We start from the raw sequence: 15,679 nt of genomic DNA on the forward strand, positions 1-15,679 counted from the left end.
TGTTGGAGTATGACTATGTTTTTGCGCAACCCTCTGGCCGTCGCCGCCTGTGTGCTGGCGCTGAGTTCACCTGTCTGGGCCGCACCCGCGCACAGCTATGATTTCGGCCAACCGGCACCAGCAGCCAAGGCTACTCGCAGCATTGAAGTTGTACTGAACGACATGTCGTTCGATCCCAAGGCGATTCAGGTCAAGGCCGGTGAGACGGTTCGCTTTGTGCTGGTGAATAAAGGCCAGTTGCTGCACGAATTCAACCTCGGTGACGCGGCGATGCATGCCCAGCACCAGCAGGAAATGTTGCAGATGCAGCAAAGCGGCATGCTCACGCCTACCGGCATGAAAGAAATGTCCCACGACATGGCGGGTATGGATCACGGCAGCATGGACCACGGCATGAAGCACGACGACCCCAATAGCGTGCTGGTCGAGCCGGGCAAGACCGCCGAGCTGACCTGGACCTTCAGCAAGGCCACCAGCCTGGAATTCGCCTGCAATATTCCCGGTCACTACCAGGCGGGCATGGTCGGCAAACTGACTGTCAGTCAGTAAGCACTCAAAGGCGGGCGCAAAGGCTGATAGAATCCGCTGATTCTTCAGTCAGGTTTCCGCCATGCATCCCGCAGCCGAACATTCGCCGCTGGGCAAATCCAGCGAATACATCGCCACGTACACGCCGTCCCTGCTGTTCCCGATTCCGCGCACCGCGAAATGGGCCGAGCTGGGCCTGACCGCCGAAACCCTGCCGTATAAAGGCGTGGATTTCTGGAATTGCTTCGAACTGTCGTGGCTGTTGCCGTCGGGCAAGCCGGTGGTGGCAATCGGTGAATTCAGCATTCCGGCGGATTCGCCGAACATCATCGAATCTAAGTCGTTCAAGTTGTACCTGAACTCGCTGAATCAGACGTCGTTTACCGACATCGCCAGCCTGGAAGCAACACTGGTCAAGGACTTGTCGGCCGCTGCCGGCAAACCGGTCGGCGTACGGGTACGCAGCCTGAAGGACGTCGAAGCCGAAGGCGTCGTGGCGTTGCCGGGCGTGTGCATCGACGATCTGGACATCAGCGTCAGCAACTATGAGCATCCGCGTCCGGAACTGCTGCGTTGCGATGATTCGAAGATTGTCGAAGAGAGCGTGCATAGCCATCTGCTCAAATCCAACTGCCCGGTGACCAGTCAGCCGGACTGGGGCAGCGTGGTGGTGGAATATCGTGGTGCGGCGCTGGATCACGCGAGTCTGCTGGAATACATCGTCAGTTTCCGCCAGCACTCGGACTTCCACGAGCAGTGCGTGGAGCGGATCTTCCTAGACCTGCAGCGTTTGCTGAAGCCGGAGAAGCTCACGGTGTTTGCACGGTATGTGCGCCGGGGCGGGCTGGATATCAACCCGTATCGCAGCACTGAAGCGGTACAACTGCCGAACCATCGTCTGGTCCGTCAATAAAGAATCAGGATGTGGCATATCCAATGTGGGAGCGAGCCTGCTCGCGAAGGCTGTATGTCATTCAACGATGATGTCGACTGACACGACGCCTTCGCGAGCAGGCTCGCTCCCACAGGGGGCTGTGTTTCAAATTGTGGAAATGAAAAAGCCCCGCCAGCGCTGGCAGGGCTTTTTGCATTTCAGGGGAGGAAAATCAGATCCCCATGCTACCCAACGCATTGACGATATTGCGCAGGGTGCTGGCAATGGCCGGGTGTTCAAGTTCAAAGCGGTCCACCGCCAGGTTCACGCCATCGGCGATGCTGGCATCCTGAGTGGCGCTCTCCAGTTTGATTTCCGATTCGATCTGCGCCATCAGCGTATGCAGATCTTCACGTTCGGCTTCGGACAGCGGAGGATTCTGCTCCAGTTGCTCGCGCAGGGTGTCGAGTTGTTTTTGCAGTTCTTGGGCGGGCATGGTGGGGTTCCTTTTATCAAGAGGCACTGGCATTGACCGCAGCCGCGCGCCAAAGGTCTATGGCTGACCTTTAGATTAATCCACTCTGCTGCAACCTGCATGATCCCGGTCAGGGCTTTTCGCCCTTGAGGCGGCGCAGGTTGATGTCGGCCAGGCAGGTGTCGAGTTCGCCCAGATGATCGATCACCGAATGCACGCCCAGATTGAACAACTGCAGGGTCGCCTTGCCGCGGCGCTGTTCGCGTTCCTGTTGGCTCAAGGCTTGCCACTCGCTCGGCGGCAGGCCGCACAGTGAGCCGCAGGACGCCAGGCCGATGGTCCACAGCCCGGCGTTGAGGCCCGCTTGCAGCAACCGGGGCTCGCCGCTCACCAGCACGCAGCCATCCAGGCAGCTGACGTTCAAACCCATCAGCGCCTGCCAGCAGGCGTTCGGTGCGGGCCATGGATTGATTGTTGCTGAATATTGCGTCGGTTTGATCCACGCCGGCAGAGAGGCCGCCAAGGGTTGCGCGAGGGCAGGGGGCAGCTCGTCGATCCACGCACAGGGAATCTGCTGGCGCTGTAGGCTGAGCAGGCTGTCGAGAGCGCCGGGTGTGGCGTCGGCGTGCTCGGGCAGTACGCTGGCGTGTTGATGGGCACGGGCGCCGAAATCCACCAGACAGCCACTGAGTCCGAACAGCACGGCGGTCAGGCCGGGCGCGGCGACAGGCAAGACTTCAGCGTGGGTCATGGCAACGTCCCTGAAATAGGCATGAGGCTAGGGGACATCGGTGACAGTTGGATGACAGGTGTGTGAAGGCGCTCCCTGGAAACGTCCTGCATTACTCTTCACGGGTGGACTGCCCAAAACGGCTTTTGCGCTTATACTAGCGCTCTTAACGCCTGGGCCCGGGTGCCCGCGCCAGTAAAAATCCAAGGAGTTTTTCTATGCGCTGGAGCAATCCTCTCGCTCAGCTATGTGTATGTGCCAGCGTCCTGCTGGTTCCGTTCGCCGCCAACGCTGCAACGGAAGAAGACCCTTGGGAAAGCGTCAACCGCCCGATCTTCCAGTTCAACGACTTCGTCGACACTTACGCGCTCAAGCCGCTGGCGCAGGGTTATGAGTTCGTGACGCCGCAGTTCCTCGAAGACGGCATCCACAACATGTTCCGCAACGTCGGTGACGTCACCAACCTGGCGAACAACATTCTGCAGGCCAAGCCGGCAGCAGCCGGTGTCGATACCGCGCGTATCATCTTCAACACCACCTTCGGCCTGCTGGGCTTCTTCGATGTCGGTACCAAAATGGGCCTGAATCGCAGTGACGAAGACTTCGGCCAGACCCTCGGTTATTGGGGCGTCAGCAGCGGCCCGTACGTGATGCTGCCGTTGCTCGGCCCGAGCACCCTGCGTGATGCACCGTCCAAGTACGTCGACAGCTTCACCGGTCCGTACCGCTACATCAACGACGTGCCTGTCCGTAACTCGGTGTTCGGCCTGAACATCGTCGACACCCGCGCCAGCCTGCTGTCGAGCGAGAAGCTGATCAGCGGCGACAAATACACCTTCATCCGCAACGCCTACCTGCAGAACCGCGAGTTCAAAGTGAAGGATGGCCAGGTCGAAGACGATTTTTAATCTCGACCGATGACAAGGAGGCGGCCCATGAGGCCGCCTTTTTTGTGTGCGCTTATTTCATCTTCAAAATGGTCAGGCCGAGCTTCTGGCTGGCGCCATCCTGTGCCTTGACCCAGACCACTACGGTCTCCGCCTCCAGCCCGCTCAGCGCCGCATGATCGGAATCGATGCGCACGCTCAAACGGTCACCGACCGCGAACTGGCGCGGTGCTTCGACCTGCATGCCGCTGCTGGAGAGGTCGATGCACACGCCGGCGATCTCATCACCTTCATGAATCAACACCACATCGGCATCGACCCGCATGCGTATGAAATCGCGCTTTTCGCTGTAGTCCCGACCGGTTTGACTCATGGCTTCGACCTTCCATTGGGTTACGGTTTGAGCTGTTCTTATAACTCTCGGTGATTTGACAAGTAAAGTCGTCAAGCGACCATCGGCGCATGCTTGAAACGCCCCGCGGATGGGAGTACCGTCTGCGCCTTAGAAGGGCACCTCTGGTGCAATCGCGTTCCGGCTCAATGCTCGAAAGCGGTGCAGCAGAGAGGCTAGAAAGCGAATCCAGTAGTCTGAGCCGGGCCGATGCCCCGCCTGCTACGCCAACCTAATTCTGGCGCCGTTTGCCCACATGCCAAAAACCAGTGCCACGCTGCTGATAATCGATGATGACGAAGTAGTGCGCGCGAGCCTCGCGGCCTATTTGGAAGACAGTGGTTTCAGCGTCCTGCAGGCCAGCAACGGCCAACAGGGTCTTCAGGTATTCGAGCAAGACAAGCCCGACTTGGTCATCTGCGATCTGCGCATGCCGCAGATGGGCGGTCTCGAACTCATCCGTCAGGTCACCGAGCGCTCACCGCAAACGCCGATGATCGTCGTTTCGGGTGCCGGCGTGATGAACGACGCGGTCGAGGCGCTGCGCCTGGGTGCGGCGGACTACCTGATCAAGCCTCTCGAAGACCTGGCCGTGCTCGAGCATTCGGTGCGTCGCGCGCTGGATCGTGCGCGCCTGCTGCTGGAGAACCAGCGCTACCGCGAGAAGCTGGAGAAGGCCAACCGCGAGCTCGAAGCCAGCCTGAACCTGCTCCAGGAAGACCAGAACGCCGGTCGTCAGGTGCAGATGAACATGCTGCCGGAAAGCCCGTGGCGCATCGACGAGTTCCAGTTTTCCCACCAGATCATCCCGTCGCTGTACCTGTCGGGTGATTTTGTCGACTACTTCCGTGTCGACGAGCGTCGGGTGGCGTTCTATCTGGCCGACGTATCGGGCCATGGCGCCTCGTCAGCGTTCGTCACGGTGCTGCTGAAGTTCATGACCACGCGCCTGCTGTTCGAGTCCAAGCGCAACGGCACGTTGCCGGAATTCAAGCCTTCGGAAGTCCTTGGTCATATCAACCGGGGGCTGATCAGTTGTAAGCTGGGCAAACACGTCACAATGGTCGGTGGAGTCATCGACGAGGAGACCGGTTTGTTGACCTATAGCATCGGCGGCCATCTGCCGTTGCCTGTGTTGTACACGCCTGACAGTGTTCGTTACCTCGAAGGCCGCGGTTTGCCGGTGGGCCTGTTCAATGAGGCCACCTACGAAGATCACGTGCTTGAGCTGCCTCCGACGTTCAGCCTGACGCTGATGTCCGACGGCATTCTGGATCTGTTGCCAGAACCGACGCTCAAGGAAAAAGAAGCCGCTTTGCCCCAACGGGTGAAGTCGGCGGGCGGCAGCCTGGATGGTCTGCGGCAAGTGTTTGGATTGGCCACGCTAGGGGAGATGCCGGATGATATCGCCCTGTTGGTGTTGAGCAGGAACCTTCAATGAGTACCGGTAGAATCCAGTTCGCCGAGCAGGACGGCACCTTCGTCCTGAAGTTCGTCGGTGAAGTTCGCCTGACCCTGTGTTCGGCGTTGGATGCGACTATTGAGAAAATCTTCACCGCGTTGAATTTCAACGCGATCGTGATCGATTTGACCGAAACCCGCAGCATCGACAGCACCACCCTCGGCCTGCTGGCCAAACTGTCGATCCTGTCGCGGCAAAAGGTCGGCCTGCTGCCGACCGTCGTCACCACCCACGAAGACATCACTCGTCTGCTGCAGTCGATGGGCTTCGAGCAGGTGTTCAACATCGTCAACCACCCGGTGCCGTGCCCCGAGTGCCTGGATGACCTGCCGGATCAGGACCAGTCCGAAGAAGTGGTGCGGATCAAGGTGCTCGAAGCGCACAAGATCCTCATGGGCCTGAACGACTCCAATCGTGAAGCCTTTCATGATCTGGTTAACGCCCTCGAAAGACACTGATTCTTTGGGGTTGAGGTTGTCTGTTCCGGCCTCTTCGCGGGCAAGCCCGCTCCCACAGTGATTGAGTGACCCCGAGATCTTCATTCCACACCTGACCCTGTGGGAGCGGGCTTGCTCGCGAAGGCGCCAGTCCAGACGATGCATCTTTCAGCACCGCATAAAAAAAGGGCGAACCCGTTTGGGTTCGCCCTTTTTTTATGTTTCAGCGACTCAGATCACAGCTTGGCCTGCAGCAGCGCCTCGAGCTTCTCCTGGTCACGGGCAAACTGACGGATGCCCTCAGCCAGTTTCTCGGTAGCCATCGCGTCTTCGTTGGACAGCCAGCGGAATTGCGCTTCGTTGAGGCTCAGGCGCGCTTCGCCGGCGTGGCCCGGGGCGAGTTTGCGCTCCAGTTTGCCGGTGTCTGCCGCGAGCTTGTCGATCAGGTCCGGGCTGATGGTCAGGCGATCGCAGCCGGCCAGTTGCTCGATCTGGCTCAGGTTGCGGAAGCTGGCACCCATGACCACGGTCTTGTAGTCATTGGCCTTGTAGTAGTTGTAGATGCGGGTGACCGACTGCACGCCCGGATCATCGGCGCCGGTGTAGTCGTTGCCGTTAGCCTTCTTGTACCAGTCGTAGATGCGGCCCACGAACGGCGAGATCAGGAACACCCCGGCGTCAGCGCAAGCGGCAGCCTGAGCGAAGGAGAACAGCAGGGTCAGGTTGGTCTGGATGCCTTCCTTCTCGAGGATCTCCGCAGCGCGGATGCCTTCCCAGGTCGAAGCGATCTTGATCAGCACGCGGTCACGGCCGATGCCGGCCTTGTCGTACAGCTCGATCAGGCGATGCGCACGCTTGAGCACGGCGTCCTGGTCGAACGACAGGCGCGCATCCACTTCGGTAGAAATGCGGCCCGGAATCACTTTGAGGATTTCCTGGCCCACGGCGACGCCGAAACGGTCGCTGGCCAGACCCACGTCGCCCTTGCAGTCGCTGACGCAGGCGTTCAGCAGCTCGGCGTAGGCGGGGATGGCGGCTGCCTTGAGCAGCAGGGAAGGGTTGGTGGTGGCGTCGACCGGCTTGACCCGGGCGATCGCTTCGAAGTCGCCGGTGTCGGCAACTACGGTGGTCATCTGTTTGAGTTGTTCCAGCTTGGAAGTCATGGGTGTGCTCTGTCCTGTGGGTTTGACGACATTACCCGAGCGTTGACAGCCACTCAAGGGCATCAAGGCGCAACGGGTTCCCCGGGGGCAACAACCTGAGAACGGCTGTTTGAATGGTGGGGCGCGGTATCGATGAATACGATGCCAAAATCGGCCGCAGGTTCAAAGCAACTGACGGCCAGCGCCCCTTGAGCACATTGATGGAGGTTATTGCTGGCTCAGCTGGGTTTTGACCGCAGTTTCTGCCGGTTTCGGCTGGCCATCGGACGTCAACAGACCGAAATTCTTCTCGCGGTCATTGCTGCCGGTGTCGCTGTTTTTCCACTCGTAAATCGAGGTCAGAGCAATGTTGCGGGTTTTGATATCGGCGACGAATGCGCTGATTTTGCTGGCCTGACCCTCAATCCCGCCGTTGGAGGCGAGCGCCGAGATGCCCCATTCGCTGATCACCCCCGGCAGATGGAAGTTCTGCTGGATAAACGCCTGGGCGTTGCTGATCTGCGTGCCGCTCATGCCGTAGGGATGGTAGGAGACCGCGTTGAGGCATTTGGGGTATTCGCTGACGATTCGGTTGAGTGCCACGGTGGACGCCGAGCCGGCAGTCGGCGGCCGGGCGAAGCCAAAACCGATCACCGGGACAGTCTGGGGTTTGTCCTGCAGGGTTTTGCACGCTGCGCTCATGAACGGCACGAAGGTCGTGTCGAAATTGCCGGTCGGCCAGTAGGTGCCGAGGTCCGGCTCATTCCATAGCTCGATCGCCACCAGTTGTGAGCCATAGGTCGCTGCCAGGCTGGTCAGCGCGTTGGCATACGCGACCCCCGCGTTCGCCAGTTCATTGGCCGGTAACGGCTTGGTCGCGCGCAGGGTCATCAGCACCGGCAGACCGGCCGCGCGGGCCACGGCGAAGGCATTGCTGATCTGCTTCTGGTAGGCCGCGCTGGGCAGGCTGTCAGTCCATACGCCAAAACGCACGAAACTGAAGCCGGTGGCTTTGACGTGCTCGGCGTCGGCAGCGGAGAAGGTCTGGACTTTGACCTGAACCCCGATGGTTTTATTGGCGGGCAATGCCGGGAACAGTTCATTGGCCTGGCTCTGGCCGGTTGCCGCCAGCAGTAACAGGGTGAGGGCGCTCAGGGGTTTGAGATGGGCTGATTTCATGTCGGTTCTCCGGGTGAGAAGTGACAACGGCGAAAAGATATCTCGAGATAACTGTTTCGAAACTGACAATGGCACTAAGTGCGCCAATGTTAATTTTTGTCAGGAAAACCAGACCTGAAAATCACAGTTATTTTTAGTCCGTTAATTGTGTTTTGGCGGCTTTTGACCCTGTGGTACTTAATACGCTGGTACTAACAGGGCGAATCTATTTCTGAGTGCAGAATGATCTAGTGGGTTCATTAAAATCCGCTCTAGATGTTGGCAGAATGATATTACACAGGAATGTAAACCTTGTTCAAAAAGATCCTCGTCGTGTGCGTTGGCAATATTTGCCGAAGTCCGACAGCAGAACTTCTGCTGCGCAACGCGCTGACCCCCTCAACCATTTCGGTGACGTCCGCAGGTCTTTCTGCGCGGGTCGGCGAAGGCATGGAAGCCTCGGCGCGCCAGGTGCTGGAAGACCACGGGCACAGTGCCGAAGGTTTCCAGGCCCGGCAATTGACCGCCGATATCGTCAATGAATCAGACCTGATTCTGGTCATGGAAAAACAACATGTGAATCAGGTGCTGAAGATTGCCTCGCACGCCCGAGGCAAAGTATTTCTTCTCGGCAAGTGGCAGAGCGAACGAGAAATACAGGATCCGTATCGTCAAGGTAAGGCCGCTTTTATTCATGCCCATGCATTGATTGAAGATGCTGTTAGCTCGTGGGCGCAGCGCCTCGGACATTGATGAATATTCTTCAGATCAGTGAATGGTAAGAAAGACTTATGCAATTACCGTCAGTAATCGCCAACCGTGATAACGATCAAGACAGTATTGATCTTCTCGGCATATTCGGCAGTTTGATCGACCAGAAATGGTTGATCGGTGCATTCACCGGTGCATTCATGGCCGCCGGCGTTGCCTATGCGGTATTGGCGACGCCGGTGTACCTGGCGAACGCGCTGGTGCAGGTCGAACCGAAAAAGAACGACATGCTCGGTTTTTCCGACCTCAGTAGCATGCTCGGCGGGCAATCGCCGTCGGTGACCGAAATCGGCATCATCAAATCCCGTGCGGTGATCGGCAAAACCGTCGATGACCTGCGCCTGGATATCGACGTCACCCCCAACACCTTCCCGGTGGTCGGCGGTTTTCTCGCCCGGCGTTATCGCGGTGAAACCGAGTTCAGCGTGGCGCCGCCGCGTTTTGGCTTCAACAGCTACGCCTGGGGCGGCGAGCGTCTGGAGTTCACTCGGCTCAATCTGCCCAAAGAGTTGTTGGGCAAGAAGCTCACCCTGGTGGCTGGCGAACAACAGCACTTTCAGTTGCTTGATGACAACGACAACCTGTTGGTCGAGGGCGTCGCCGGCGAAGCCTTCGCCCAGGACGGCGTCGAGGGTTTGATCGAGCGCCTGCAAGCCAACCCGGGTACTCGCTTTGAAGTGGTGCGCAATCCACGGATCGTGACCATTCAGGGTTACCAGGATGCGCTGGATATCTCCGAGCAAGGTAAAGAGTCGGGGATTATCCGTCTGGCGCTGGCCAGCGCCGATGCGGCCGAGGCGGTGAAGATCCTCAACAAAATCGCCGCGCTCTACGTGGACCAGAACGTGCGCCGCACCTCGGCGGAAGCGGCGCAGAGCCTGGCGTTCCTGCAAAGCCAGTTGCCGCAGGTCAAGCGTGATCTGGCCAAGGCCAGCGATGCGCTCAACGCGTATCAGACCCACGGCAAGACCGTGAATATTTCTCTGGAAACGCAATCGGTGCTTGGTCAGTCCGTGGCGCTGGAAACGCGGATTTCCGAGCTGAAAATGCAGCAGGCGGAAATGGATCGCAAGTTCACCAAACAGCATCCGGCGTATCGCGCCTTGATGTCGCAGATCGGTGAGTTGACCCAGCAGCAGAAGTCGCTGGAAGGCAAGGTCGGTGATCTGCCGGCCACGCAGCAGGAGCTGCTCAACCTGACCCGGGATGTGGAAGTGGCTTCGCAGATCTACACGCAGTTGCTGAACAAATCCCAGGAACTGGACATCGTCCGCGCCGGGGCGGTGGGCAATGTGCGCCTGATCGATCCGGCGGATGTTGACCTGAGCAGTCCGGTCAAACCGAAAAAAGCCCTGATCGTGCTGATCGCAACGTTCCTCGGCGCCTTTGTCGGCGTAGCCCTGGTGCTGTTGCGCAAATCGTTGAGCAAAGGTCTGGAAGGGCCGGAAGCCATCGAACAGCTCGGGCTGCCGGTGTACGCGTCGATTCCCTACAGCGCCTTGCAGCGTGACGAGGACACGAAAAAGGGCCGGGCCAAAATCACCGCCGAAACACCGGCCTATCTGCTGGCGCTGCGCAACCCGACCGACCTGTCCATCGAGTCGATCCGCAGCCTGCGTACTTGCCTGCATTTCGCCGCGCTGGATTCGACCAACAACCGCATCATGATCTCCGGCCCTAGCCCGCAGGTCGGCAAGACCTTCGTCTCCTCCAACCTCGCGGCGGTCATGGCGCAGAGCGGTCAGCGCGTGCTGCTGATCGACGCCGACATGCGCAAGGGCCACCTGCACAAGACGCTGAATGTGCCGATCGCCAATGGCCTGTCGGATCTGCTGGTCAAGCGCTGCAGCATCGAGCAGGCGGTCAACACGGTGGAAATCGACAACCTGCACTTCATCAGCCGTGGCCAGGTTCCACCGAATCCTTCCGAGTTGTTGATGCACGCCAACTTCCGCGACCTGCTGGCCGAACTCAGTGAACGCTACGACGTGGTGATCATCGATACGCCGCCACTGCTCGCGGTTACCGACGCGGCGATTGTCGGGCGTGAAGCCGGGATCAGCCTGATCGTCACGCGGTTTGCGGTAAACCCGGCCAAGGAAATTGAAGCGACCATTCGCCGCTTCGCGCAGAACGGCATCGAGCTCAAGGGCGCGGTGTTCAACGGCGTCGAGAAGCGCGCTGCCAGCTACTACGGCAATGGCAGCTATGGCTATTACAACTACGAATACGCGTCGGACAAATCCTGAAATCAGGGGCGTTCCAACAGGCATGAAAGTGGGTGGGTTGTGAAGAAAATACTGCACGTGGCTGAAACGATAAAAGGTGGGGTCGCCACCGTTATCCGCACCATCTCGGCGTCGCCCGAAGGCCAGGATTCGAATTACGAGCTGGTCTATCTGGTGCCGCTCGACCAGAAACAAGAGCTGCACGGCATCGATGCACAGCAGATTCGCACGTTCGAACGCAGCGGGCGTGATGTGCGTTCGCTGCTGCGATTTGCCTGGCAACTGACCCGAGTGATGCTCAAGGAAAAACCCGACGTGGTGCATCTGCACAGCACCTTTTCCGGAGTGATCGGCCGCGTGGTCTGTGTGCTTCTGCGACCGTGGCGCAAGCCGAAAATTGTCTACTGCCCACACGCCTTTTCGTTCCTGATGGAAAGCTCGCCGACCAAGCAGAAGATCTACGCATGGATCGAGCGGGTCCTGCAGAGAGTCACCGACGTGATCATCTGCGTCAGCCGCTACGAGATGGACAAGGCTGCGCGGTTCGGCATTCAGCGCTCGCGCATGAAGCTGATCTACAACGGCATTCACCAGCGAGACGAAGCGCCGAAGGCCGAGAGCCCCGCGCCGATCCATCTGCTGTTCGTCGGTCGTCTCGACTACCAGAAAGGTTTCGACGTGCTGCTCAAGGCCTTCGCCAAGGTGCAGCGCAGTGATCTGAAACTGACGGTGGTCGGCAGTGCGGTCAACGAGGACACGGTCGAGTGCCCCGAGATGGACGCGGTCGAGTACCTGCCGTGGGTCACGCCGGCCGAAGTGCAGGCGCTGTATCAACAGGCCGACGCGCTGATCGTTCCGAGCCGCTGGGAAGGTTTTGCCATGGTGCCGCTGGAAGGCATGGCCATGGGCTTGCCGGTGATCGCCAGCAACTGCACGTCACTGCCCGAACTGGTCACCCATGAAGTGTCCGGCTACGTCTTTCCCACCGGTGATCATCAGGCGCTGGCCGACGTGCTGGCGCGAATCCAGAAGCCGCGGTTGCTCGACCTCGGCAGCGAAGGCCGGAACATCGTGCGCGAGCGCTTCAGTGCCGCGCTGATGATCCGCCAGACCTACGACGTGTATTGCGCTCCCACTTATTAAGTAGAACTCAGCTTATGAACGTAACGATTTTGCATGGCTACAGTGCGTCCAACTCCGGTGACGGCCTGCTCGTCGATCTGGCCATCGCGTTGGTGCAGCGCAACTTTGGTGAAGACACCGCGATCAATGTCGTGGCGTCCGATCCGCAGTCTTTCGCCTACCTGCCGCACCCGCGTTTCGATGCGCCGGTGATGGCGGCCAAGGGCCTGGGGCGGGTCAAGCAGGCAGTGTTTCTCAATCAGTCGTATGCCGGGCTGGCGGATCTGTTGCGCAAGACCGATCTGATCGTCGGCGTCGGTGGCGGCTACATGCGCTCGAAAAGTGCCTTCGAACACATCAAGCTCAAACTCGGCCACGCCAAGCAACTGGAAACGGCGATCCTCAGCAAGGTGCCGTCGGTGTACCTGCCGCAAAGCATCGGCCCGTTCCATGGCGAGAGCCGCAAGATCGTCGAGCACTACGCCAGTGCCGATGCGGTGTTCGTGCGCGATAACCGCTCCTCGGCGATGTTCGATGCCTGTGAAAACGTCTACCGTGCGCCGGATCTGGCGGTGCAGTCGTTGGCCAGCAAGATTCTTCAGCAGCCGAAGTTCACCCGCTGTGCCGCATCGCCGGCCACCGTGTGCGTGGTGCTGCGCAAGCCGCCGGAGTGGAGCAAGGACAAGAAGGTCGCCTACGTCGCCAACCTGAAGCTGCTGCTGCAGCGCCTGAAGAACAAAAGCAAAGTGGTCTGCGCGGTGCAGAGCGCCGTTCGCGGCAACGATGACGGTGCGTTCTATCGCGAGTTGGGCATCACCGAGGACCTGCTGTCGTTGAAGGCGACGATTGCCAAATATCAGCCGGACCTGGTGATCTCGGTGCGTCTGCACGGCGCCATCGAGTCGCTGCTGTCCGGTGTCCCGGCGTACCACATCAGCTATGAGCGCAAAGGCTTTGGCGCCTATCAGGACATGGGCGTGGAAGACTGGGTGATCAACGGTGGCGACATCAATGTCGAGCAGATCATCGACACCGTTTATGCGCCGAACGCGCTGTCGAACTTCGGCAAGCGCCTGACCGATACCTGCCGCGAAATCGAAGCCAAGACGGTGATGATGGACGAGATCATCAAAGGCGTCGTTCGATGATATTTCGCTTGCTGCTGCGCGGCGGAGCCTTGGGCGCGAAGTTTCTGCTGGTGTTGGCCATCACCCATTACCTGGGCTACGAAGCGCTGGGGTTTTATGGCGTGGTGGTCGCCGCGTCCCTGATCGCTTCGAAGTTCTACAGCGTCGGTTTCAGTTCCGAGATCAATCGGTTGATCAGCGTTGGCGGCAGCTCGCGGCGGGTGGTCGACAAAGTCCTGTTGCTGTACGTGGCAGTGGGGCTGCTGCTGTCGCTGCTGACGGTGGGGATTTACTCGCTGTTCCAGCAGGTCGAGGCGAGCACCGCGTTGATCCTCTGCGTGACGCTGGTGTTGCTCACCGAACACCTGTCCTTCGAGATCAACTCGTTCGTGTTTTCTGCGCAGAAGGCCACGGCAGGCGCGCTGCTGTTCTTCATCAAGACCGGTCTCTGGGCGCTGCTAGCGGTGGGCGGGATGATGCTCGACTGGGTCTCCGGCATCGCCAGTGTGCTGTGGCTGTGGGTGGCGGCCAACGTGCTGGTGATCGTCGCCGGTTACCTGATCGTGGTGAATGTGCACAAGGGTCGGGTCAGCGAAGCACTGACTACCGCGACCGTGTGGAAGGCCGGGTTGCCGTTCTACTTCGGTACGGGCTTGATCGCGCTGAGTCAGTACGCCGAGCGCTTTCTGATTGCCGATCTCGAACCCTACGCCAGCCTCGGTAAATACGTGTATGCGTGGTCGGCGGCGAACACTTTGCAGGCGCTGTCTTACGCGGTAGTGGCGGTGGTCGGCATTCCGGTGCTGGCCAAGCGGTTTCAGGCGGATCAGCAGTCATTTACGGTCAAGCAATTGTTCGTCAACAAATGGGTGATGCGCTCGTTAGTGGTGTCGGCGGCGGTGGCGGTGCTGATCTATCTGTTCTTCAACGTGGTGCTCGATTACGTCGCCACCAGTGTGCCGCGTCCGGATAACGCGATCCTCGGCGTGCTGATCTTTTCCTTTGCCCTGCGGGCCATTGGCGACATCGTCTGGGGCGGTCTGATTGCCTCGAAAAACAGTCGGGTGTCATTCGCCAGCGCGGCGATCTGTCTGCTGGCGTCGGTGCCGGTCAGCTACCTGCTGATCAAGCACTATTCGATTTATGGCGCGGCGTGGGGCAATGTCTTCGCGATTATCGTGCAGCTCGGGGTGATCGCCGTGTTGACTCGGGCGACCCGTGCCAAAGGGGCGCTGGCATGGGGTTGAAGTTGCCGTGCATCGAGTTTCGCGGCCGCAAACTCGATTCTTCGCTGTCGTTCCTGATTCTGTTCACCGGGCTGTTTCTGTCGGTGGCGATGCCGCTGTTGATCCCGCGTGATCCGGGGCCGGATGCGATGACCTTGTGGTCTTCCTACGCCCGCGCCGACAACTGCAATTTCTGGAACCCGTTCTCACCGGATCGCTCCTCCTACGAATGTTCGGCGTTCCTGCTGCGGCCCACCGGGATCAACCTGACCAACGCCTGGGCCTACGGGATGTTTTGCAACTTCTTCCTCACGGCGATTCCGGTAGTGGTGTTCCGGCGCATGCCGCTGGCGATCTTCGGCACCCTGTGCCTGTGGGGCGTGGTGCGCTCGTTTTTCCTGGAAAACCTGACCAAGGAAATCATCGTTTCGGTGGCGGTGCTGAGCATCTTGTTCAGCTCGCTGACGCGCAAATACCGCGGCGGATTTTTTCTGTCGGCGGTGATCTACGGCGTGCTGATCCGGCCTTACTGGATTCTGTTTTCGCTGTCGTGGGTCGGCGTCTGCGTGATGAAGAAGTACGTGTCGCGCTTCACTTTCTTCCTGATGCTGTTCCTGTTTTACCTGGCGGTGGCCATGGCGATTCAGCTGGCGCTGGGGTTCCCGGTGTCGTCGATTCGCGCCAGCAATAACGAGTTGCGCACGGCGGGGGAGGAGGGCTCGAAATCGCTGATTGTCTCGTGGCTCAGCGGCAGTGACTTCGTTTCGCAGGCGCTGGACTCGATGATCATTTTCTTCCGGCTGTCGTTCCCGGTGGAGCTGATTCTGTTGTCCGGGCCGGGGCAGGTGATCTTTGTGGCGCTGATGATCATGACCGCGCTGCTGCTGTTCAAAGTCATCACCTCCACCGACTACAAAGGCGCGCCGATCGAAACCAAACCCAAGGAGCTGATCGCGATTCCGCTGGCGTTTCTGTTGGTGCAAGGCTTGTTCGAGCCGGATTTCGGTTCCTTCGCCCGGCACTTTTCCATGGTGGTGCCGGTGTTGTTTGTTGGCCTCGGCCTGATGTTGCGCGCGAACAAGCCGGTGCGGGTTGAATCACGAGTTCTGAATTGAGGCAGG

At 59.3% G+C, this 15,679-nt stretch carries 16 protein-coding genes and 1 pseudogene; 11 read left to right on the top strand and 6 right to left on the bottom strand.

Annotation, left to right across the window (positions count from 1 at the left end; genetic code table 11):
• Window positions 1-15 precede the first annotated feature (15 nt).
• Together H043_RS0108355 and queF are read left to right on the top strand one after the other, a co-directional pair.
• Window positions 16-549, top strand: a complete 534-nt coding sequence (locus H043_RS0108355) for a plastocyanin/azurin family copper-binding protein (protein ID WP_027611463.1) — start codon at window positions 16-18, stop codon at window positions 547-549.
• A 61-nt stretch (window positions 550-610) separates the two neighbouring features.
• Window positions 611-1,441, top strand: a complete 831-nt coding sequence (gene queF / locus H043_RS0108360; RefSeq protein WP_027611464.1) for an NADPH-dependent 7-cyano-7-deazaguanine reductase QueF — start codon at window positions 611-613, stop codon at window positions 1,439-1,441.
• 26 nt (window positions 1,442-1,467) lie between these two features.
• Here queF and H043_RS30950 read toward each other — a convergent pair.
• From H043_RS30950 to H043_RS0108370, 3 genes and pseudogenes are all read right to left on the bottom strand, one after another.
• Window positions 1,468-1,554: pseudogene (locus H043_RS30950) on the bottom strand (metal ABC transporter ATP-binding protein); the annotation flags it as partial.
• Window positions 1,555-1,634: 80 nt separating this feature from the next.
• Complete coding sequence (locus tag H043_RS0108365) at window positions 1,635-1,898, bottom strand: DUF4404 family protein (protein WP_027611465.1); 264 nt, start codon at window positions 1,896-1,898, stop codon at window positions 1,635-1,637.
• Window positions 1,899-2,007: 109 nt separating this feature from the next.
• Window positions 2,008-2,628 carry a hypothetical protein gene (locus H043_RS0108370; RefSeq protein WP_027611466.1) on the bottom strand — a complete coding sequence of 207 codons (621 nt, stop codon included), beginning with the start codon at window positions 2,626-2,628 and terminating at the stop codon, window positions 2,008-2,010.
• A 197-nt stretch (window positions 2,629-2,825) separates the two neighbouring features.
• Between H043_RS0108370 and H043_RS0108375 the strand changes: the two genes are divergently transcribed.
• A complete protein-coding gene (locus H043_RS0108375; protein WP_027611467.1) occupies window positions 2,826-3,515 on the top strand; it encodes a VacJ family lipoprotein in 690 nt (229 codons plus the stop codon).
• Between the two features lie 52 nt (window positions 3,516-3,567).
• Here H043_RS0108375 and H043_RS0108380 read toward each other — a convergent pair whose 3' ends face one another.
• A complete protein-coding gene (locus H043_RS0108380; protein ID WP_027611468.1) occupies window positions 3,568-3,867 on the bottom strand; it encodes a PilZ domain-containing protein in 300 nt (99 codons plus the stop codon).
• Window positions 3,868-4,141: 274 nt separating this feature from the next.
• On the opposite strand from H043_RS0108380, the gene rssB reads away from it, so the two are divergent.
• Together rssB and rssC are read left to right on the top strand one after the other, a co-directional pair.
• Entirely contained in the window at window positions 4,142-5,326 is a 1,185-nt protein-coding gene (gene rssB, locus H043_RS0108385) for a two-component system response regulator RssB (RefSeq protein ID WP_027611469.1), read from the top strand.
• Window positions 5,323-5,805: an anti-sigma factor antagonist RssC gene (rssC, locus tag H043_RS0108390; protein WP_003226553.1), complete on the top strand. Its 483-nt coding sequence runs from the start codon at window positions 5,323-5,325 to the stop codon at window positions 5,803-5,805. Before rssB ends, rssC begins: the two co-directional genes overlap by 4 nt.
• A 215-nt stretch (window positions 5,806-6,020) precedes the next feature.
• Here rssC and tal read toward each other — a convergent pair whose 3' ends face one another.
• Both tal and H043_RS0108400 read right to left on the bottom strand, forming a co-directional pair.
• Window positions 6,021-6,947 carry a transaldolase gene (gene tal / locus H043_RS0108395; RefSeq protein WP_027611470.1) on the bottom strand — a complete coding sequence of 309 codons (927 nt, stop codon included), beginning with the start codon at window positions 6,945-6,947 and terminating at the stop codon, window positions 6,021-6,023.
• A gap of 207 nt (window positions 6,948-7,154) precedes the next feature.
• Window positions 7,155-8,105, bottom strand: a complete 951-nt coding sequence (locus H043_RS0108400; RefSeq protein WP_027611471.1) for a hypothetical protein — start codon at window positions 8,103-8,105, stop codon at window positions 7,155-7,157.
• A gap of 291 nt (window positions 8,106-8,396) precedes the next feature.
• Between H043_RS0108400 and H043_RS0108405 the strand changes: the two genes are divergently transcribed.
• Genes H043_RS0108405 through H043_RS0108430 form a run of 6 tightly spaced genes read left to right on the top strand, consistent with a single transcriptional unit; the run spans window position 8,397 to window position 15,673 of the window.
• Complete coding sequence (locus H043_RS0108405) at window positions 8,397-8,837, top strand: low molecular weight protein-tyrosine-phosphatase (protein ID WP_027611472.1); 441 nt, start codon at window positions 8,397-8,399, stop codon at window positions 8,835-8,837.
• A 38-nt stretch (window positions 8,838-8,875) separates the two neighbouring features.
• On the top strand, window positions 8,876-11,104 hold the full coding sequence (locus H043_RS0108410; protein WP_027611473.1) for a polysaccharide biosynthesis tyrosine autokinase: 2,229 nt from the start codon (window positions 8,876-8,878) through the stop codon (window positions 11,102-11,104).
• 39 nt (window positions 11,105-11,143) lie between these two features.
• Complete coding sequence (locus H043_RS0108415) at window positions 11,144-12,226, top strand: glycosyltransferase (protein WP_027611474.1); 1,083 nt, start codon at window positions 11,144-11,146, stop codon at window positions 12,224-12,226.
• Between the two features lie 14 nt (window positions 12,227-12,240).
• The gene (locus H043_RS0108420; protein ID WP_027611475.1) at window positions 12,241-13,353 is read left to right on the top strand and encodes a polysaccharide pyruvyl transferase family protein; all 1,113 of its coding nucleotides are present in this window, start codon (window positions 12,241-12,243) and stop codon (window positions 13,351-13,353) included.
• The gene (locus H043_RS0108425; protein WP_027611476.1) at window positions 13,350-14,579 is read left to right on the top strand and encodes a phosphoribosylaminoimidazole carboxylase; all 1,230 of its coding nucleotides are present in this window, start codon (window positions 13,350-13,352) and stop codon (window positions 14,577-14,579) included. The genes H043_RS0108420 and H043_RS0108425 overlap by 4 nt, the downstream gene beginning before the upstream one ends.
• On the top strand, window positions 14,570-15,673 hold the full coding sequence (locus H043_RS0108430) for a hypothetical protein (RefSeq protein ID WP_027611477.1): 1,104 nt from the start codon (window positions 14,570-14,572) through the stop codon (window positions 15,671-15,673). Before H043_RS0108425 ends, H043_RS0108430 begins: the two co-directional genes overlap by 10 nt.
• Window positions 15,674-15,679: the final 6 nt, after the last annotated feature.

Source organism: Pseudomonas sp. URIL14HWK12:I6 (assembly GCF_000514195.1).
Taxonomy (GTDB): domain Bacteria; phylum Pseudomonadota; class Gammaproteobacteria; order Pseudomonadales; family Pseudomonadaceae; genus Aquipseudomonas; species Aquipseudomonas putida_A.